The sequence below is a fragment of the Bacillus sp. GMs2/2 genome, from assembly GCF_050172095.1.
In the GTDB taxonomy this organism is placed as follows: domain Bacteria; phylum Bacillota; class Bacilli; order Bacillales; family Bacillaceae_G; genus Bacillus_A; species Bacillus_A cereus.
Genome location: NZ_JBNLYE010000059.1, coordinates 1 through 20304, shown reverse-complemented (window position 1 = coordinate 20304; position 20304 = coordinate 1). Strand labels below are relative to the sequence as shown.

Here is a 20304-nt window from a genome sequence, read left to right as displayed (position 1 = left end):
TCTAATATCTAGGTTGTGATTGAATATTTGTAAGATGAACATCATACATATCAATGATTTCAAGAAATCTATCAGCTTCACGGAAAACATGGTCTGCTAATAACGGATGAATGATACTCTTTATTTTACATTGCTCAATTAAATCACGTGCTGTTTTCTTAAAATCCCGAAGAGATGCAACCGACACACGATTTTGATCTAAAAATTGATCTAAAAGAGGGGCTGTTTGGGATTGTGGTTTCATAGATTCTAAGTCAATTGCTTGATACATCAATTCATCAAAATCATTGCTAAAATTCCGTGCTGTATCTACAAGCTTTCTTTCCGATGGATCAAGAAGATGGCCAATAAATTTAGCATGGTCTGCCATAATCCGTAAAAAGAAAACATTTTCTTTAATAATAGCATCAGGAAGCGCATCTAATTTACCTTCATTTAATTGTATTAAACGTTTTCTAAAATAATCAGCTTCCCTACTTGTATGGTCAACTAAAAGTGGAAAGTTATTTTGTCCTGGCAATTTACATGTGAGAATTAATCCTAAAATTTTTCGTTTAAATCCCCAAATATTAGTTGCGGCTTGTTGTACTTCTGCATTAAATCTTTTTATTTGCTCAGGATCTGTTTCATTTGTATAGGAATGCGCTATTTGTTCAATATGTTCAAACAATCGATAAAATTGATTCGCCTCTTCGATTAGTTGAGTATCCTCGCACCTAAATCCTAAACGAAGAAAAAAAGAATGCTCCTTCATGATTCTAGACCAAAAACGAATTTCATTTAATGAACGCTCAACAAACATTACAGATGTAACACCTGTATCCGGATGTAATGAAGTTTCATCCCTATGCATTGTTAATCCCCCCCAGTAAAATCCCCACTAGTTCCATTCTTATGAGTAAAAAAATATATAAATACCATCAATAAAAGTTTATGATGACTCTCTTATACATGTAAAATTAAACTAATATAACCTTAGCTTGATGAACATATACTGCTCCCGCAGAAGAAAAAAAGCTACCACCGAGATGTAAAATCCTACTAGGTGGTAACCTTTCAAAATTTCTATTAAAGCAATACCGAATCTTTATCACTTTCCTGATTACGTTTCTCACGCTCTTCTTCTAAACGCTTCATATATACTTCGCCTTCTTTTTCAATAAACTCATTATCCATATCTTGCTCTTTTTTCGAAGTATATAAAACCATGTAGCCACTTAGTACAATCCCGACAATCACAAGATACACCCACCATGGTAAAGTTTCCAAATCACTTCATTCCTTTCCTTAGACAAGCCTTATTAGTTTCACTTTATGAGGAGAGAAGTGGATTTATGCTTAAAATTTTTATTGTGGATGCTTCGCGAAAAATGCTTGTACATATTCCATAAACTCAATTGGTTCTTGACGAAACGGTGCGTGGTATCCTTTTTCAATAATATGAAACGTACTATTTGCAAATAGCCCATGATACAGTTCACCATTTTTCCAAGAAACGCTCTTATCGTGTCGTCCCCATATAATTAAAGTCGGCACCTTAATCTTATCGGCTTCCATCGCGATGCGGCGCTCTCTCATTTTCGTAAGCTGATCATAATGCTCTTTATCATCACGACTATTTTTCACTTCATTTTTATTATACTTCGTAATCTCGGTTACAGTTTGTAAGTCCGTCGATAGCGGTGGTACTTCATAACTTTCTTTTTGCTGGAAAGACTCTATCCCTGTAGCATCCGCCAAGATGAGATGCGTCACTGCATCCGGATATAAATACGCTAAATTAAGGGACATCTCTCCGCCCATTGAATGGCCGAGCACCGCAAACTGATCGTATCCAAGCTTCTTCATTAACTTATAATATAAATTCACTTGCGCAGGAAACGAATACTGAAAATCAACCGGCTTAGAAGAACGCCCAAACCCTAAAATATCAACCGCAATAATCGTATGATCTCGCACTAGTTCCGGATAAATATCACTAAACCCATCAGAAGAACCACCAAACCCATGCAACATGAGTAACGGAGGTTTCCCCTCACCAATTTGCTTAAAATAAATCGTCTGCCCATCAATTTGCGCCATACTCTCTTTCGTATTCAGCTTCATCATAACAGTATCTTTCACTTCTTCAACCTTCGCAATCGGCTTATCAACGAAGTTACATACGATAAGCAAAACAAGCACAATACCGCTAATCAAATAAAACTTAAACCGTTTCAAAGTTCCCGTCTCCTTTCTTGAGTTGCTATTTAAAGTTTTTACATTTTTTGGTTGTTTTATGTTCTCTTTTTAATTGTAACTAAAACAGTTACAATTATACTAAAAAAATATAACTCATTTCTATTACTAATGGTTATTCTGTAACTATTATAGTTACACATTTAAAGTAAGTCAATTCTTTTCTCTACATGGCCTAAAAATAGAAAAAGGGACTTCATGTTGAAGTCCCTTTCTTTGTTATTATAGTTGGCTTACTCCGCCGTCGCCTTTATTATCTGCTGGTGCTCCGCCTGTGTCACCAATGTTAACGTAGTCTGGTCCTGCTGGTGCTCCACCCGTATCTCCTCGACTAGCGTATTGATTAGATTCAGTAGAGCTGTTTAATCCTATGGCTAAAGCCCCCAAAATTGCTAATCCCGCTATTAATTTGCTAAGTTTTTTCATTATTTCAAAGCTCCCTTTTCTAAATATTTTTTATTCGCCTTATTATTTATATAAAAATATTTACTTGCTTTGATATGATTACCTTCTTCATAAAATTGCATTGCTAATTTTTCACTGTATTCTTTTATACATTCTAACAGATTTTTACTTTCAAAATACGAAATGCTTTCTAATACAATTTTCTCCATTTCATTTGCATTAGAGCCCTTATTCAATTCTTCCAATATCATAAAACGATATTGAAATTCTTTATTTTTTAATTCGTTACATGTTTCAATTCCCATCGCAATATATTTTTGCGCTAACTCAATTTCACCCAATTTCCAATACTCTTCAGCCACTGTAAAAATCGCTTTATAATGTTTAGGTAATTTCTCAGCAACTTCAGAAGCATGACGAATGGCTAAATCAGATAGATTTTGAGTACCATATAACCAACCTAAATTGTTTCTAATCATCAGAACGTACTTTTTATGATTTAATCTTTGGAATACATCTAAAGCAATATTAAAACTTTCTTCAGCTAATTCAAATTGCTTTAATTCCACGCAACATAAACCATATATATTTTCACATAATGCAACATTAATTTGGTACTCAGGATGATTTATAAATTCTTCTTTCGCTTTTTGAATATGGTGAATAGCTTTCACTTCCTGGTATGTATGATAGTAAAATTCACCTAAACGATAATTAAATTCTGCTTTTTCACAAGGATTTTGAATATATTCTAATAATTTTTCTGCCTGTTCAAATTCTTTACTAGCTTCCTCATAATTTTCAACCATTCTAAAATAAAGCGCTTTAAACAAATGATAATAATAAGCTAGCAAACCTTCTTGCGGAACTTCAAAAGGTTCTACTTGATTAAAGTGACCTTCTTTAATCGAAACCCAATCATTCAAAACTTGATACCTAAAATTCAACAACGCATGATAAATCAATACATCCTGATCCACGTCCAACCCACTAATCTTACTTTCAATCTCCTCTTTCATTTCCGTGGCCTTCTCTATATTTTGCTGCAACATTACACGATACCAATCATCTAAAGAATGTTTCATTTGCTCCCGCGTTACTACATCTGCTCCCATACACTCGCATCCCCTTTTCTCCAAAATTACAAAATTAGGATTTTTATACAATTATCAAAATTGTATATTACCACTCCTTTTCTATGTATTGAAAAATAATTATCAGAAAATTAAATATTTTAATTAATTATACCAAACTTTTCCTTTTTAATAACTTGAGAAACAATTGTCAGAAAACTTAACAGGACAAATAAAAAGCAAGCAGTTCCAGCACTCCGCTAAAACTACCTGCTCTCCTACTTACTATCTCTATTTTTACTCTTTAATAAATTCCTTCGTACTTCTCACTGTATCAATTGGACGAACTAATTTTTCAATTTCTTCACGTTTTGGCTCTAGGAATGGAGGTAAAGATAATTTTTCGCCAAGTGTTTCGTATGGCTCATCTCCCATAAACCCTGGGCCGTCTGTTGCAAATTCAAATAAGATTTGTGGTGCAACTCTTGCATATAATGATTCAAAGAAATGACGGTCTACATAACCAGATGAAGGAAGTCCAACGCTACTGATTCTCTCAATCCATTCTTCTAATACAGCGCGATCTTCTACGCGGAATGCAGCATGGTGAACCGTACCAAAACCTTGTCGTGCTTCTGGAAGAACCGTATTATGTTCTACAATGACAGAAGCACCGTTTCCACCTTTATTCACTTCAAATAAATAGAATTCTCCTTCTTGCGCAACCTCCTTAAATAATAAAACTTTTTCTAACACTTCTTTGAAGAAACTAAAGTTTGCAATACGGATGAATACAGGCCCTAAACCAGTAATTGCATATTCTAATGGAACTGGTCCGTTTTGCCATGGTGTACCTGATTCAATCCCTTTATCAAGTTCATCTGAGATTAATTGATAGTGTTGGTCATCAAAGTCAACGAAAGAAAGAGTTTTCTTACCAAATTGCTCTTTAATTCCTGTATGTTCTACTTCAAGACGGTCAAAGCGTTTCACCCAATATGCTAATGCTGCATCAGTTGGAACACGGAATGAAGTTTTTGAAATTTCATTTGTACCGTGTACTCCTTTCGGAACACCTGGGAAGTCAAAGAATGTCATATCTGTTCCTGCACTACCTTTATCATCTGCAAAGAATAAATGATACGTTTGAATGTCATCTTGGTTTACTGTTTTTTTAACTAAACGCATTCCTAAAACGTGAGTGAAAAACTCATAGTTTTTTTCTGCACTACTTGTAATCGCTGTAACGTGGTGAATTCCTTTTAATTGGTTCATTTTATATTCCTCCAATGGTTTTAAATTTTATATTTTCTCTTCAATAGGTGCTAAATTCGCTTCAATCTCTGCACGCTGATCTTCTAAGAACGGTGGTAAATCAAGTTTTTCTCCTAAATGCTCTACATCGCCATCAACTGTAAATCCTGGTCCATCTGTCGCAATTTCAAATAAGATTCCGTTTGATTCACGGAAATATAAGCTTTTAAAGTAGAAACGGTCGATGATTCCTGAAGACTGGAAGCCTCTTTGTTTCACCTGTTCTTCCCAATAGGCAAGCTCTGCATCGTTTTTCACACGAATTGCTAAGTGGTGAATGCTACCGCGGCCTGGTTTTTCAGTAGGACCATCTAAATATTTCACAACGATTTCTCCAAAAGCCTCTCCTTTAATGGACTGAAAAATTGCTTCCTCTTCGCTGCGGCTAACCTCTGTATAACCAAACATCTCTGTAAGTGTACTCGCCATTTTATCAAGTCTACGAACTGTCATTTCTACAGAACCCATTCCTTGAATTTGATGCTTTGCAGGAACTTCTGATTTCTCCCAAGTTTCCCAGTGCTCTACTTTTTCTCCGTTTGAAACAAGTAGTACTAAGCGAAGACCTTCAGCATCCTCAAATTGTAAAGCAGGACGATTTGCATATGTTGTCATCTCACTATGTTTCACATCAAATTTCTCAAATCGTTCTTTCCAGTAATGTAAGCTTTCCTCTGAAGGAACGAGTAATCCAATTCGAGTAATCGCATTTGTACCACGATATGTTCTTCCTACTAAAGGAATTTCAAAAAATGATAACTCTGTACCCGGACTTCCTGTTTTATCTCCGTAAAATAAATGGTACATTGACGGATCATCTTGGTTCACTGTCATTTTCACACGACGTAATCCAAGCACATTTTTATAAAAGTGATTATTTTCATTTGCATTTTTCGTAACCATTGAAATGTGATGATGCCCTTTAATTTTATACATTTTTAATTCCTCCGCTTCGTTTTACTAGTCAAGTGATGATAAAAAAATAATATGCTTTTTAGCTGTTCAATTTATTCTCATTATGTTTTTGTAAATTCATCTTAGTTTTTACTGTATAAGTTACTTTGTTTTTTAATCGAAAACAACTGAGTGTATGTTTTTCATATGGCTCAATTACTTTCGTTACTATCACTTTACAACTCAAGTGATTAAAAAGCAAGTATTTTATCTCGAATTCGAGATATTTTTTTATTAAATAACATTTTGGACTAAAAACACGAGAAATTCTTGGTTTGAGGACATTATAAAATTCATAAGTTGATGGATGTGAGATATCGCCAGCATTTTTGAAAAAAACACGCTAAGAGTATGCGAGATTTTATACAGTTTTTTCGTTAATCCAATAACAGACAAGAACCCTAAAACCGCACCAGAATAGGAATGTATAAAAAATTGCATAGATTGATAGAACAAAAAAAGGAGGTTCCCTTGTGAGAGTAGGGTTCCTCCTTTTTCCTTGCTACCGATAATAGGACGTTATGTTAACTGATCATGTATAGGATATTCATATAGAAATTGTTTCTATCAATGCTGAATTATACAAAGAAGGAGGCATGATAATGAAAAAAGAACAATTAATATTAATTGCTAGTCTTACTCTTTTATTTCCTGTCCTTGAATTTTTCTTCCAGAAATATGATTACTTCAATTTTTACGCACATATAGGTATTATAGCCATTGCTGTATCAACTGTTGTATTCACACTCCATTATATAAAACAAATTTATTGGAAATTATCGATCGTATGAGGAAATTATGAAAGAATAGAATTTAATTGAATATGTTTTCTATTACCCGTTTCAAGCTTTTCCCCATACCTTTTACTGCCCATACTAGTTTAAGGAACACTTTAAAGATAGCATCCCATACGTGTTCATTAATAAAAAATTCGTATACTTTCTTTAACCACTCTTTCGGGGATTTACTCTTACGTTTAAACCTTTGCCAATGCGTTTCTTCACTAGTTTTCATAACTACCCCTTCTTTCTTAATCGAATATGCTTTCTATTAGAAGTTTTAACACCTCGCTATAATGATGAAAAGAACGAGGTTTATCATATCTGGCAATTTAATCACTCCTAATTTTAAATTAAATTCATTATATAACGATTTCTAAATTTTTAGTTAATTACTAGTGAGAATTAAGCAAAATTTAAACAAAAACACCTATGTTAGGCTTTAGTTACAGGTTTTCCCCCTATAAAATCAACTATTTGCGCCACCAACTATGGGGTACGCGAATTACTTTGATATTATCTTTGAACGAACAAAATAACTCCTTTCGAAAAACAAATGAACTGATATTAATCAACTTCCAATATCGAGAATTATGTAAATAAGCTGCCCATATGGACAGCTTATTGTATTTTTTGCTTAACATATTTTTTCTGAAATGCTGGCGGTACTCAATTTAAAAGTTGATATGCCCCCATTCTAGTGGCAAGATATGTTTTATTAGTTCTTCGTTACACCCATGCGTACTTCTTAACTATTTTATTTCATTTTTAATAAAGTGAAACTTTAATCAGTGGGGGGTTTCTTCACCCCCCACTGATTATCAGCCCTCACCAATCGGACTTTAATGACTTAACATTATGCTTATCTTAGGAGCGAGGTATTTTATCGGTGAGTGTATACAAACCATGTAATGCTTGCTGTTAATAATGCTGACGAAATCAAAGCTGTAAGAACACTATATGTTTGCCACATAAGTATTGTTGACCAATCGAAAGCGCAGCACAGTATACCCAGAGCAATCGTAGCGATCAGGAAAATAACTGTTACGGTTATTCTCTTTTTTGTCATTGGCTGCCGCTCATTCGTTCTCCTTCTGCGTAATCCTAAGAGAAATAGCAAAACGGCCAATAGGCAAAAAATAATTGTGATAGACGACAAAATGATATCCAAAAGCTGTGTGCCGCTTATTTCATATGACTGAGTTAGATTGCCTTCTAATATATCTTTAACTTTTAGTACCATGTTTGTATTGGTATTTGTGCCGTTGCTCAGCAAGGAGACGGCTGTTCGTTCATTTGGCAGTATGACTACTTCGGTTCTGAAATTTGGATTGCCCCCAGTGTGTTCTATAATCGTTTGATCGGCATTTACGGACCAACCTGCCGCATAATACATACCGTTGACAGCCGAAACAGACATATCACCCCTATGTGATTTTTCGATAACCGTGTGAAATATTTCGGGTATGTCCTGCACGATACCCATCTGTATGCCCATCCAACGAGCCATATCTTTTGTATTAGAAATGATGTAGCCTGCGGGTTTATTCCCAGCATAATCCGGAGCTTTAAATGGAGTTGTCATAAAAAAGGAAGAACGGTAGCCCTGTGCCAACTGTCCAGTAGCTTGAGCAGCTTCTTTATAAACATACGTCTGGTGAAGACCTAACGGTTGAAATACCTGTTCCTTCATAAAGTCTTCATAGCTTTGTCGCGACACAATCTCAATAACCAAACCCAATACGTCATAATTAACGGTTCCATAGTTATACTGTTCACCGGGAGGAAACGCCAATTCAGCATCCACGAGCATTTCCACAGTCTTTTGCAACATATCCGGTGTATTGCCTTGTGGAATATTTTGAAGATGCCTAATATTTGTTAGACCACTGGTATGGTGAAGAAAGTTATTTAGTGTAAGACTTTGCATATCAACAGGTTTCCCTTGATACTTTAATGTAAACCAAGGTAAATATTTTTGGACAGGGTCAGTCATTGAGAGCAGCCCTTGCTCTTCCAATAGCATAATACCCATACCGGTAAAAGCTTTACTGACCGAGGCTAACTCATAGAGTGTATTTTCACTTGCAGACAACCCCTTTTCACGGTCTGCATACCCTGAAGAAAAGTAGAACACTTCATCATCAGCAAGTATTGAGATTGACATTCCCGGCACACCTGATATACGACAGGCATCATCTAGCAACGCTTGTATTGCCGCAGATTGCGAATCTGACAACGCATAACTTTGTGTTGCGAATCCTGAGAATAATATAAATATCGTTAATACAAAAACAATAATCTTTTTCATAAACTCTCCTTTTTGGAAAATTATAAGAGAATAATATAAATAACCTCCTTTTACAACTACGAAACTAATTTTTAATGTATCTTTCTATTCACCTATATAATATCAAATAATTGCGAATAGTTACACTTGAACGAACAGATGGATGTAATTTGAAACAACTTTAAAGAGCCTTGCTACGTAGAATGTAGTAAGGCTCTTAGCTTTTTAATAATCAAAATTCAATAACTTTATTATCATTATACAACAGCCTCACTAAGCGTATTAACACTTAATGAGGCCACTTTATTCACACTATTAATTATGGAACGTCGGCTTATAGAACGAACGATTATCAAGAGCAAAGACACGCTCTGTGTACTCGCCTGGTTTTGTGCGTCCTAATGCACGGTCCATCATGTTCATTTTTGCATCTAAGTTATCGATGTAATGCAGAATTTCTGCTTCTTTTACTAATGGTGGTTTTGGGCTACCCCATTCTGCTTTTCCGTGGTGAGAAAGAACGATGTGTTGAAGAATTAATACTTCTTCTGCATCGATTTGCAATTCGTCTGCTGCTTTACCAATTTCGTTCACCATAATAGAAATGTGGCCTAGTAAATTTCCTTCTAACGTATACGTTGTAGAAATTGGGCCAGATAGTTCGATTACTTTACCAAGGTCATGTAAAATAACGCCTGCATATAGTAAGTCTTTATCTAACGATGGATATAGATTTGAGATAGCTTTCGCTAAATCAAGCATTGATACGACGTGATAAGCTAGTCCAGATACGAACTCGTGATGGTTCTTTGTCGCTGCTGGATAGTCTAAAAATTCGTTTTGATGCTTATTTAATAAATGTCTTGTTAGACGCTGAATGTTCGGGTTTCTCATTTCAAATATGTATTGCGTAATTTTCTCAACCATATCTTCTTTTTTCACTGGTGCTTTTTCTACGAAGTCTGAGATATCTGTTACTTCATTTTCATTCGCAACACGAATTTGTTTCACACGTAATTGAATACGTCCTTTGTAGTTTAAAATATCACCAGCTACTTTCACGATTGTTTCCGCTACATATTGTTTCTCAACTTCTGGTGATACGTCCCATAGCTTCGCTTCAATGTCTCCACTTGGATCTTGTAAGATTACTGTTAAAAATGGCTTTCCATTGCTTGCGATACCTTTTGTCGCTGTTTTAATTAACAAGAAAATATCGACTTGTTCACCAACTTCATATTCTGCAATTTTCTTTTTCATTCGAATTCCTCCACCAAATCAGTTACTTTTAGTATAGCACACTACAACTCATTTTCTTTACGCATATGTGTTAATTTTATAATCTGTTTTTCTGTAAAATACGCGAGTAAATGCGCATGACATGTAAAGAATATGACTTGTCTATCCTTTGCAATTTCCTTTATAAGTTCAATCGTTCGATTCGTCCTTACCGCATCAAAATGCACGAAACTATCATCAATAATGAATGGATAATCATGTTCGAATGTTTTCGCGAGTGCAAATCTCAGCGATAAATATAACTGCTCCGCTGTCGCTTGGCTTAGTTCATGACTGTAAAAACGCATACCGTCGTTACGTTCAACGATAAACGGTTCTGCCTCTGACGGTGAAAAGATTTTACTATAGCGTCCGCCTGTTAAATAGACGAAATACTCTTCTGATTTTTGTAAAATACGAGGAAGATGAACTTCATGATAATAGTGCTTCGTTTTCGTTAACACTGTCTTTGCGGCCGCATAAGCAGCCCACTTCTTCACTTGTTCACGCACTTGCGCTTTTTTCATTTCCCATTCATGCATTAAATCGCCGTACGTACTACCTTCTTCTAAATTCGCAATTTCCATACGATGTTTCGCAATACGCTCTGTCAATTCTTTCTCTTGCGCCAGACAATTTTGCACGACTGTCATTTCTCTCTTTAATTTCTCTTCATAACCATCAGCTTCATAATGTTCAGCTAATGATAAACTCGTTAAACGCTGTTCCAACAGATCAATTTGCGGTAATAAACGCCCCACTTGTTTCTCTGCATCCTCACGTTTTTCCGCCAGTTTACCTGCTTCTAAAAACATCTCTTCATCTGTAGACTCTGCAATATGCCATAAACCATCTCGTTCTATTAGTAATTGCTTTAATTGTTCTTGCATAAACTCATATTCTTCTTGCCATTCCGCCAGTTTTTCTTTTAACTGCTTACAAGTTTGGCGCTTCTCTTTCTCATTTTGCATACGGCTTTGTGCCTCGTGTAGCTTACTATACTCCGCACTACCGATAACAGTTTCTAGTTTATGTTCAAATTGCGAAATCATTTCATATAATGAAGATTTTCGCGTACCTTGCTTCTCTAACTCCCGATATAATTGCTGCATTTTTTCAATACGCTCAAACGCCGGCAATATGTGTGCATACGTATAAAATTCAGGAAACATATAGCGCGTTTTATATGCATCGACTTGTTCTCCCGCCTGGAACGTTTCTCTCTCCCATTCCTCATACGATGAAACGACTTTATCATACGCTCGTTCCAACTGCTGTAACTTATAAGACTCGCGCTCAAATAACTTCCGAATCTCTTCATCTTTTTCTAACTCATAGCGTACAGACATCGCTTCTTCACTTTGTCTCCCGCCGGCACTTTGCTGAAGAGTAAGAAGCTCTTCTTGTAATCCGCTTGATGGATCTTTATATAAAACAAGGGCGAGAACAATCCCTACAAATACGATGACACTAATAAATAAAAGCGGGCGATTGTCTATAAATAAGCTCGTGAATAAAATGCCTGTATTAATAAGGAGTAACAGAAGACAAACTCTTTGCCACTGCTTTTTCTTTTGCATAGCCGCTCCTGCTTTTTCCTCGTACTTGCGCTTCATTCTCTCTGCGCCCATACCGATAAACGCCGCATCTTGGAACGACTTCTCTTTCTCAGCTAACGCATTTCGCTCTTCATCCGCTAACATTTGCTTTTGAATCTGTCTTATATTCTCTTCTTGTTCTTCTAATTGCTCCTGCGCTACTTTAAAACGATCATCAAGCTGTGCTTTTTGCGTTTCTAATTCACGCGCCTTTTGCACTGTTTGCGTAATTAACTCTTTCGTTGCCAAACTCATATCAAACGACAGAACTGTTTCCTTTTCAAAAGTAGCACCAATTTGTTGCTCTAGTTCTGCCAGTTCTTCTTTTATATTCGTAATACTTCCTGTCAAATCACGCATTTCTTGGCGTGCATTTTCGTAAGACATATGCTGCATACGAAGTTCTTCTACATAACTTTCTTTTTGTAAAAACTCTTCATCTATTTGAATCGAGGCAATTTCCGATTGCACTGTCTCAATTTTCTTGTGGAGCGAATCAACTTGTAATTGAAGCGGCTCCATCTTCACCTTAATTGCTTCATAACGCGCCATTCCGTTTACAGGAAACTGCCCGCTCTCGTTCTCTAACACTTTCTCGTGCGCACGCTTTTCAATAACGAGAGGCTCAAGCGCTGCTAATATTTCATAATCTTGCTTCCGCTTTTCTGCATTCTCTTTTTCCCCGCGAACAGAAGCAAGTTTCTCTTCACTTTCTTTTAACTGCTCCACTTGCTTTTCATACGTGCCAATTTTCCCTTGCCACTCTTTCATCTTCTCTTCCAGCTTCTTCATCTCTTGCAATGATACGTTAATTTCTGGTTTACGACCACTCGGCTTGAAGCGCTGGTCCATTTCTTTTTCTAGCTTTTTATCTAACTGCAATAGAGCATCACTTCCGACTGCACTTGCCGAAAATAAATAATTGCCAATATCCGCTTCGCCGAGCTGATGAATGTTTTGAAGGCCATGCATATCAAATGAAAAGACAGATTCAAATAAACTTTCATTCATCCCGCTTAATATATCGTTTAAAATTTCTTCTCCGCCCGTTTTCCCGTCTTCAAAATAAACGGTCACCTCGCCAGCTGCCGTCTTTGGCAATCGCTCAATTTTCAAACGACCGTACTGCTCTGTTTGCACAGTGATCGCACCGCCATACTTCCCGCCTTCTTTCGGCTCATAACGGCGCTGTCCTCTCGTCGGAAAACCGAATAAAATACTTTTCATAAATGAGCGAATTGTCGATTTCCCCGCTTCATTTTCACCGTATAACACTGTCAGCAAGGAAAGATCCATTTCCACATTTTCTAATTTTCCGTACCCATAAATATGGAGTTTTTCAATTCTCATTTTTTATCCCTCTCTTGCTGGAATAATTGTTCTAAAATAATATTTTCTGCTTCCTTTTGAATCTCTTTCTTCTCTTCTTCTGTAAAAGATTCAATACTATTACGAGCTACAGGAGATGTCCAAATAGTGCGCAATACTCCGTCCATATTAGTGAAAGCTTCTAACTCCTTTAGCACACTACCGATGAAATGATTTTCCGCTTTCAAACGTTCGATTTCCGCAAAAGAAACCGTCTCATTTTTCCACTTCATCGCATATACGAAATCTTTTCGCTCTTCTCCAGATGCTAAAATGTGAAAAATCTCTTCCACACGCTTTTCGTCGCGCAAATAAGGTGAAAGTGGGCCTTGTCCTGTAAATATGACAGTTAATAATGTCCCTTCTTCTTCTCTTCGGCATTCATTTATCGCACTTGATACGCTCGTCATAAGTTCATCAACCGTTTCAAGTCCATCGATACTCACTTCTATCTCATCCCACACAACATCCGCCGTATGGAAAAATGAACACTGCGATCCTTTTTTCGTAAGTTCAATAAGGTATGCACCCTTCTCGCCTGTTTCCTTACGATGACGACCTTGTATGTTCCCTGGATAAATAATGTATGGTTCTTCTGATAAAATTTCACGTTTATGTATATGGCCAAGAGCCCAATAATCAAACTGTTTTTCTTTCAACTCACGAATTTGAAACGGTGCATAGCGATTATGCTCTGCATCTCCTTCCACACTTCCGTGAAGCATACCAATATGAAAAGGCGCATCACTCATTTTCGTATACTGCGCTGTCATATTATCCGTTACCGCTTGCTGCAAATAACTAAAACCATAAATAGAAGCTAATAGCTCACCATTTTTATAAAATGATTTCTCTTCTACATAAGGCTCAGTAAATACATGAACATTTTCTGGAAACTCAATTGCTGCCCAGCTTCCCCCTAAATGATCATGGTTACCGTGAATAATAAAAACAGGGATATCGTATTGCGAAAGTCTCTTCATTTGCTCACGCACAAACACTTGCGCCCTCAAACTTCTCGTCTCCGCATCATACAAATCCCCAGCTAGTAATACGAAATCAACGCGCTCTTGAATCGCTTTATCAACAATACGCTCAAATGATTCAAACGTACTTTGCTTCATTCTCTCCCACACAGACTGCGTAACATTCATCTCCATCCCTTTAAACGGACTATCCAAATGCAAATCAGCCGCATGTATAAACCTTACTTGTTTCACAAATAACGATCCTTTCTATCTTTCAAAAGTTTCATTTTATCAAAATTTAAATCGCTGAAAACTAATAATTATCGAGAATAAAAATATTCTCGATAATTAAAGTTTCATTCTATTTTACCACGCAATGTCATATATTTCTTTGCATATTGTAGCATTTTATGTCAAAATAATTATAAGATTCTGATTTTAAATATTGGAGGGAATTTTCATGGGAGTATACGTTCTAACAGTCTTTGAAAAAGATGGTTCAAAAGCATTAGACGAATCATTCGAGGCGGCAACTGAAAAAGAAGCAAAAGTAAAAGGTGAATCTATCTTACAAGAAAAAGGATTGTATGAAAAAACACATCGCTGTACATCTACTGCAGGTAAGCTCGTTTTATTCCAGCGCTAAAAAAAGAAGCGTCATCCGCTTCTTTTTCACTCTACTATATCTTCGTCACACCACGTAAACACCACATCTAGAATACGATTACCGATACGTACGCGTTTATTCCATTTACCTGTTTGGATCTGATGTTGCAATTCTGCTTTCATCTTTTCCGTCCAGTCGTGAATCGTTTCACTACCGTCGTACGGATATACGCTCGGAAACTCTTTCTGCAGTAGATGCAAGCTCTCTGCATCAAAATGAAAATGGAAGAAGTAGTTTGCTGTAAGCGATGGTTCTTGCAATCGTAAAAAATGATCATCAATTTGCTTTCTATTTCGATAGAAAGTAAAGATATTCACTTTACCGCTAGTAATTTGGTCAATTTGAATTTCGTGCTTCTCTATAATCACGTCTTCTCCACCTCGTTGTATACTATCTTTAGTATATATGTCTTTTGCAACAAAGTTAACCATTTTCGCGCGAAATTCATTTCCTTCATTATATTACCTGTACCTCCATATGCAATCAGAATAAATAAAACAAAGTTGAAGGGGAGCGATCACATGTATTTCGGAAGCAAAGGTTGGTATGTAAAAGAACTTAAAAAATTAGGTATCCGTACTTATGAAGGTAAAAAACTAGAATCGTATCGTACGCATGTGTTGTCTAGTTTACTTGAGAGAATGAAGAGAGCTTCGGCTTAATAGAATAGCAAGAAGTAAACCTGAATATTGGTAAATGATAAAAAACACCTCCTAAATTCGCATACTAAGTATGCAAATTAAATGGAGGTGTTTTTATCAGTCTCACTTTTTCAGGGGCGCTTCAGTTTTCATAAAATATTTTTTGTTTCCGTTGAAACGGATAAGTTTTAATCTCAGCTGTATCTAAATTTTCATTGAATAAATGAATAGCTATAATTTGTCTACAATCGTAAGTATGGTAATAATATGTTCCAGATTCCATACACATTGCACTCGTATAGATGGTATTATCTAATGTTCCGTCTTCTGTTATTACTGCCCCTTTAGGAACCTCACAATTTGATAAGATATGAAAAATAGCCGATATCCCCTCTTCTTCGTTCTCTATACCTTGAATGTTTTGTTTGCCATATGCTGCCCGTACAAATCTTGATGGCGGGGTAAAATCTCCAGGAAGTCCCATCGTTCCTGAACCTTGGCCAAAAGCACTTAATGGTACATCTCCCCACTCCGTTGGCGCAAATGGCTGCGATTTAAGTCCAATATATTGTCTTAAATTTTGTAAATGCCAATTAAACTCCGGACTATTAGTCATCACTCCTAATGGATTGTCATACATTTTTAGTCCATCAGTTGTCGGCTCAAGTACAATACAATCTCCCCATTTATCTGCTAAAATCCAATGTAGCGGTGGGGTAATTCCTAAAACTGGTAATGGTATATCTATAAGGGAAATGTTATCAACAGATTTTTTTAACTCTTCAACAGAATTAAATTGCGTGAGGCTCCAAGCCACAAAATCAAATGGCGCTAAATTCGTTTTATGGTTATCTATACTGTTACTATAAGTAGCGAATCCCGGGAAATAGAGAGTGGCACACGTCATACCAGCTTCATTTACTCCGTCCGCCATAATGACCCTTCCTTCATGATTAATTCCCATTCCGACAACAGCCTTTTTCGCTCGGATAGTTTCACCAGTTATATTGTTCCACTGATAACGCCGAGGAATGATTATTACTTCCTGATTCATATCTAATGTGAAATCCATTGTTCTCGCAAAAAGATGTTGGAAATTTTTAGTTTGTAACGTCAAACTAGTACACATGAAGAAATCCCCCCATTTTATAGTTATATACACATTTTATAAAATTCTGATAAATACGTAAATTAAAAACCCTATTTATCACTAACAAAGTAACCACCCAAACTAAAAATGCTATAATAAACCCAATCAAACTAAGGGGGCAAATTACTTTGCTTGGAACATGCATTCAATTTCATAAGTTTGGCAATCCAAAAGACGTATTACAAGTTGAATATAAAAATATAGAACCACTGAAAGATAATGAAGTTTTCGTCCGTATGCTAGTTAGACCGATTAATCCATCTGACTTAATTCCCATCACAGGAGCATACGCTCATAGAATTCCTTTACCTAACATACCTGGCTATGAAGGTGTTGGTATTGTAGAAAATGTTGGCGCTTTTGTTTCTCGAGAGCTTATCGGTAAACGAGTGTTACCTTTACGCGGGGAAGGTACTTGGCAAGAATATGTGAAGACATCAGCTGATTTTGTAGTCCCTATTCCTGATTCCATTGATGATTTCACAGCGGCACAAATGTATATTAATCCCCTTACGGCGTGGGTTACTTGTACAGAAACGTTAAACTTACAGCGTAATGACGTTTTATTAGTGAATGCTTGTGGGTCCGCTATTGGACATCTATTTGCGCAGTTATCCCAAATTTTAAATTTCCGATTAATTGCCGTTACAAGAAATAATAAGCATACAGAAGAATTACTGCGCCTTGGTGCTGCATATGTAGTTGATACTTCCACTGCTCCGCTTTATGAAACCGTTATGGAATTAACAAACGGGATTGGTGCGGATGCTGCGATTGATTCTATCGGAGGACCGGATGGAAATGAATTAGCTTTCTCCTTACGTCCAAACGGGCATTTTTTAACGATCGGTCTTCTATCAGGAATACAAGTGAACTGGGCCGAGATTGTCACGAAAGCAAAAGTACACGCAAACATATTTCATTTACGACATTGGAATAAAAATGTGTCAGCATATAAATGGCAGGAGACGTTTCGTCACTTAATTCGTCTAGTAGAAAATGAGCAATTACGTTTTATGAAAGTCCATTCTACATATGACTTAGCGGATGTGAAAACGGCGGTTGATGTTGTGCAATCTGCGGAGAAAACGAAAGGGAAAGTTTTTTTGACGGGTTACTGACTACAATTGAAGGAGTCTTTTTGATTGGCCATTTAAATAGACTAGATAGTACGTTTAGGAACACCTAATTGTAAGTATCTGGTATAATCCTATTAAAAGGTGAAAGGAGATTTTCACATGTGGCTAATCACGGCAATCGCGCCTGTTGTAATAGTTGGTGGAATTGTAGTATTTGTAATTAAAAGATTGGAACATAAATATAAGAACGGAAAATTAGGTAAGAAAAAATCTCAAAAAGCTCAACTGTTATTAGATAGTTTCATACCTATGGGAATGCTTGTCGGCTGTATGATTGGTTTGATTTCCGGTATGTTTTCCCCAGATTTCTCACTGTTTTCCATTAGTTTAGGGTCTGGAATAGGCTATTTATTTGGTTATTTCGCCTATGAAATTTATAGCAAGACAGGCAACAATTTTTCATAATCCAAAAAGAATAAGCGGAACAGTACATAATCGTCATATAAAATATGTACTGTCCTTTATTGTTGCATCAACATTATCACCTTACCTTTCGCCTACTATACACCTTTTTTATTGACTTTCCTCTCCTCCCTCTTTTGTATATCCACTTTTTTATTTTCATTGGATCTATACCCATAGTAAAGTAGAGCACATGTAATAACTGAACCTACAATATATCCTAAAAAACACCCTAACCAAAACATAATGTAACCGCCTCTATTCATTATAAATTTTATGTAATACAACCCTTTACATGCTCAATCGTTTATTTCTATAAACTATACACTCTCGTTAAACAAATATAAAGATTGCTGTATTTCTTACTTTTCTCCTTGAAAACGATATATACTATATTTGAAATAAGCGGGTGCGTCTGCTTAGTATCTAAATTCCCGTGCAATACCCCCAATCCTAGCATCTTTTACAATAACGTTTTGCTTATTTTTTGTACTTATAATACGCCATCAACTCTTCTTCATTTTAACTTTAATCATGAAACAAAAAAATCCCCTCAAAGCATGAACTTTAAGGGGGAGCCTGTTTTTTATTTACTTATATACGTACAGCTGTACCACTTACAGCAACCATTAACATTCCATCACGAACAACTTCGTAATCTACGTCAATACCAACGATAGCGTTCGCACCTTTTTGTTTTGCAAGTTCTTTCATTTCATCCATTGCGATATCACGAGCTTCTTTTAGCTTGCTTTCGTAAGAACCAGCACGACCACCGACAACATCACGAACGGAAGCGAATAAATCGCGGACAATATTTGCACCCATAATAGCTTCACCATTTACAATATCGATATACTCAATAATTTCTTTACCTTGAATTCCAGACGTTGTTGTTACAATCATGACTGACACTCTCCTAATAAGTTGTAGTTTTTTAATGCGCTTTCTTATGTCTTTATTATGACACAGAAAAAATATCTAATCTATTGAATTACCTTACAGGAGTGTGACAATTTTGTAAGAATAAAACCCCCATTATGTTCAATAAAGCGCTTTAACATTAGGATACATAAACGAGTCTCTATTTTCTTTCCAATCCTTTTCTACTTCTTTAAAAGTTGGTCGCCCTAATTCTTTATTATTTTCATGTTTACTAAACCATTTTTTCACATACTGATCTCCATTTTTACTTTGAACTGTGCAAAGGAAACTATTGCTACTATCCTTTAATATTTTTACAATCACGAATAGACACCTCTTCCCTTCTCAATATCATAATAGGACTTGATCTTTTACTATAAGCCCTTCCTCTCTTATAGTCATACGACTCCTCGGCCGCGCCAAAGTTGTAAGATCAAAAACGATATTCACTTTGTTTACATTTTATTTAAAGAAATCAGAGTTATAGGCATTATGCTTATCAAATATTTTATAGATTTCTAACTTATCATCTAATTTTGCATCTACTAAAATTAATATATTTCCATCGTAAATATATTCTTCATACTTTTTAGCATGGTCTTCAGGGATTCCTAAGCCGATAAATGCTCCTATTAAACTTCCAGCTCCTCCGCCAATACCAGCTCCTCCAATAGCTGCTGCGATTGGTCCTGCTGCTACAATTGGACCCATTCCAGAAACGGCAAGTATACCAAGACCTGTTAATAAACCACCGAGTCCGCCTGCTACTCCTCCAGCTACAAGCCCTGTCGCTGAAAAGATATCTGCTTTATGTGCAGTTTCGCTATTCACTTTTTCACCCGATTTTTCTTCCAGATGTTCAATTTCCTTTTGATCTTTCGCAATAGCTGAAATGTTATCTGCTGAGTATCCTTTTTCATTTAATTCATTAATAACGAGTGCCGCATCATCAATTGTTCTAAAAACACCTACTATTTTTCTATCTACATTCATAACTATTAACCTCCTAAAGTTTTATATAATGTATCTTTATTTTTCTTCATTTCTGTATACACTAATCTTTTTATTAACATAACCATTTACGAAAAAAGCGAATAGTAAAAGCACTACAAGTGA

Annotated in this window: 22 protein-coding genes; 5 read left to right on the top strand and 17 right to left on the bottom strand. The window is 36.1% G+C overall.

The features are described 5' to 3' along the window. Position 1: 1 nt before the first annotated feature. From ACQGS6_RS10800 to ACQGS6_RS10770, 7 genes are all read right to left on the bottom strand, one after another. Entirely contained in the window at positions 2–853 is an 852-nt protein-coding gene (locus tag ACQGS6_RS10800; RefSeq protein ID WP_000554479.1) for a DUF2935 domain-containing protein, read from the bottom strand. Between the two features lie 215 nt (positions 854–1068). After that, the gene (locus ACQGS6_RS10795; protein WP_000449225.1) at positions 1069–1269 is read right to left on the bottom strand and encodes a sporulation YhaL family protein; all 201 of its coding nucleotides are present in this window, start codon (positions 1267–1269) and stop codon (positions 1069–1071) included. A 78-nt stretch (positions 1270–1347) separates the two neighbouring features. Further along, positions 1348–2220, bottom strand: a complete 873-nt coding sequence (locus ACQGS6_RS10790) for an alpha/beta fold hydrolase (protein WP_000819468.1) — start codon at positions 2218–2220, stop codon at positions 1348–1350. A gap of 240 nt (positions 2221–2460) precedes the next feature. Continuing rightward, a complete protein-coding gene (locus ACQGS6_RS10785) occupies positions 2461–2664 on the bottom strand; it encodes a Phr family secreted Rap phosphatase inhibitor (protein WP_426965103.1) in 204 nt (67 codons plus the stop codon). Beyond that, complete coding sequence (locus tag ACQGS6_RS10780; RefSeq protein ID WP_426965102.1) at positions 2664–3758, bottom strand: tetratricopeptide repeat protein; 1095 nt, start codon at positions 3756–3758, stop codon at positions 2664–2666. Before ACQGS6_RS10780 ends, ACQGS6_RS10785 begins: the two co-directional genes overlap by 1 nt. A 255-nt stretch (positions 3759–4013) precedes the next feature. Beyond that, positions 4014–4991 (bottom strand): ring-cleaving dioxygenase, encoded by a 978-nt coding sequence (locus ACQGS6_RS10775; RefSeq protein ID WP_426965101.1) that lies wholly within the window; start codon positions 4989–4991, stop codon positions 4014–4016. 27 nt (positions 4992–5018) lie between these two features. Beyond that, on the bottom strand, positions 5019–5966 hold the full coding sequence (locus tag ACQGS6_RS10770) for a ring-cleaving dioxygenase (protein WP_074624889.1): 948 nt from the start codon (positions 5964–5966) through the stop codon (positions 5019–5021). A gap of 620 nt (positions 5967–6586) precedes the next feature. Here ACQGS6_RS10770 and ACQGS6_RS10765 point away from each other — a divergent pair. Further along, on the top strand, positions 6587–6775 hold the full coding sequence (locus ACQGS6_RS10765; protein ID WP_000712159.1) for a hypothetical protein: 189 nt from the start codon (positions 6587–6589) through the stop codon (positions 6773–6775). Between the two features lie 22 nt (positions 6776–6797). Here ACQGS6_RS10765 and ACQGS6_RS10760 read toward each other — a convergent pair whose 3' ends face one another. The 5 genes from ACQGS6_RS10760 to ACQGS6_RS10740 all read right to left on the bottom strand — a co-directional run bounded on the left by ACQGS6_RS10760 (position 6798) and on the right by ACQGS6_RS10740 (position 14517). Beyond that, positions 6798–6998: a hypothetical protein gene (locus ACQGS6_RS10760; RefSeq protein ID WP_000858032.1), complete on the bottom strand. Its 201-nt coding sequence runs from the start codon at positions 6996–6998 to the stop codon at positions 6798–6800. 648 nt (positions 6999–7646) lie between these two features. After that, entirely contained in the window at positions 7647–9074 is a 1428-nt protein-coding gene (locus ACQGS6_RS10755; RefSeq protein WP_000720973.1) for a serine hydrolase domain-containing protein, read from the bottom strand. A 294-nt stretch (positions 9075–9368) separates the two neighbouring features. Continuing rightward, a complete protein-coding gene (gene yhaM, locus ACQGS6_RS10750) occupies positions 9369–10313 on the bottom strand; it encodes a 3'-5' exoribonuclease YhaM (protein WP_000726639.1) in 945 nt (314 codons plus the stop codon). A gap of 41 nt (positions 10314–10354) precedes the next feature. Further along, positions 10355–13279 carry an ATP-binding protein gene (locus ACQGS6_RS10745; protein WP_074624890.1) on the bottom strand — a complete coding sequence of 975 codons (2925 nt, stop codon included), beginning with the start codon at positions 13277–13279 and terminating at the stop codon, positions 10355–10357. Next, positions 13276–14517, bottom strand: a complete 1242-nt coding sequence (locus ACQGS6_RS10740; RefSeq protein ID WP_426965100.1) for a metallophosphoesterase family protein — start codon at positions 14515–14517, stop codon at positions 13276–13278. Before ACQGS6_RS10740 ends, ACQGS6_RS10745 begins: the two co-directional genes overlap by 4 nt. A gap of 208 nt (positions 14518–14725) precedes the next feature. Here ACQGS6_RS10740 and ACQGS6_RS10735 point away from each other — a divergent pair, with 208 nt between their 5' ends. Beyond that, positions 14726–14911 (top strand): YhzD family protein, encoded by a 186-nt coding sequence (locus ACQGS6_RS10735; RefSeq protein WP_000539557.1) that lies wholly within the window; start codon positions 14726–14728, stop codon positions 14909–14911. 26 nt (positions 14912–14937) lie between these two features. On the opposite strand, the gene ACQGS6_RS10730 is transcribed toward ACQGS6_RS10735, so the two are convergent. Beyond that, the gene (locus tag ACQGS6_RS10730) at positions 14938–15300 is read right to left on the bottom strand and encodes a hypothetical protein (protein WP_000582785.1); all 363 of its coding nucleotides are present in this window, start codon (positions 15298–15300) and stop codon (positions 14938–14940) included. 153 nt (positions 15301–15453) lie between these two features. Between ACQGS6_RS10730 and ACQGS6_RS10725 the strand changes: the two genes are divergently transcribed. Beyond that, positions 15454–15594, top strand: a complete 141-nt coding sequence (locus tag ACQGS6_RS10725; RefSeq protein ID WP_000273537.1) for a YflJ family protein — start codon at positions 15454–15456, stop codon at positions 15592–15594. 121 nt (positions 15595–15715) lie between these two features. Here ACQGS6_RS10725 and ACQGS6_RS10720 read toward each other — a convergent pair whose 3' ends face one another. Next, entirely contained in the window at positions 15716–16702 is a 987-nt protein-coding gene (locus tag ACQGS6_RS10720) for a choloylglycine hydrolase family protein (RefSeq protein WP_000337593.1), read from the bottom strand. A 149-nt stretch (positions 16703–16851) separates the two neighbouring features. Between ACQGS6_RS10720 and ACQGS6_RS10715 the strand changes: the two genes are divergently transcribed. Both ACQGS6_RS10715 and ACQGS6_RS10710 read left to right on the top strand, forming a co-directional pair. Then, a complete protein-coding gene (locus ACQGS6_RS10715) occupies positions 16852–17844 on the top strand; it encodes a zinc-dependent alcohol dehydrogenase family protein (RefSeq protein ID WP_000901747.1) in 993 nt (330 codons plus the stop codon). A 117-nt stretch (positions 17845–17961) separates the two neighbouring features. Further along, positions 17962–18267 (top strand): hypothetical protein, encoded by a 306-nt coding sequence (locus tag ACQGS6_RS10710; RefSeq protein ID WP_000266269.1) that lies wholly within the window; start codon positions 17962–17964, stop codon positions 18265–18267. Positions 18268–18858: 591 nt separating this feature from the next. Here the strand turns inward: ACQGS6_RS10710 and ACQGS6_RS10705 are convergent. The 3 genes from ACQGS6_RS10705 to ACQGS6_RS10695 form a co-directional block, all read right to left on the bottom strand. Continuing rightward, positions 18859–19170 carry a YbjQ family protein gene (locus tag ACQGS6_RS10705; RefSeq protein WP_000637510.1) on the bottom strand — a complete coding sequence of 104 codons (312 nt, stop codon included), beginning with the start codon at positions 19168–19170 and terminating at the stop codon, positions 18859–18861. 138 nt (positions 19171–19308) lie between these two features. Then, on the bottom strand, positions 19309–19512 hold the full coding sequence (locus ACQGS6_RS10700; protein ID WP_000635861.1) for a DUF4028 family protein: 204 nt from the start codon (positions 19510–19512) through the stop codon (positions 19309–19311). Between the two features lie 138 nt (positions 19513–19650). After that, positions 19651–20181, bottom strand: a complete 531-nt coding sequence (locus tag ACQGS6_RS10695; RefSeq protein ID WP_001100100.1) for a general stress protein — start codon at positions 20179–20181, stop codon at positions 19651–19653. Between the last annotated feature and the right edge of the window lie 123 nt (positions 20182–20304).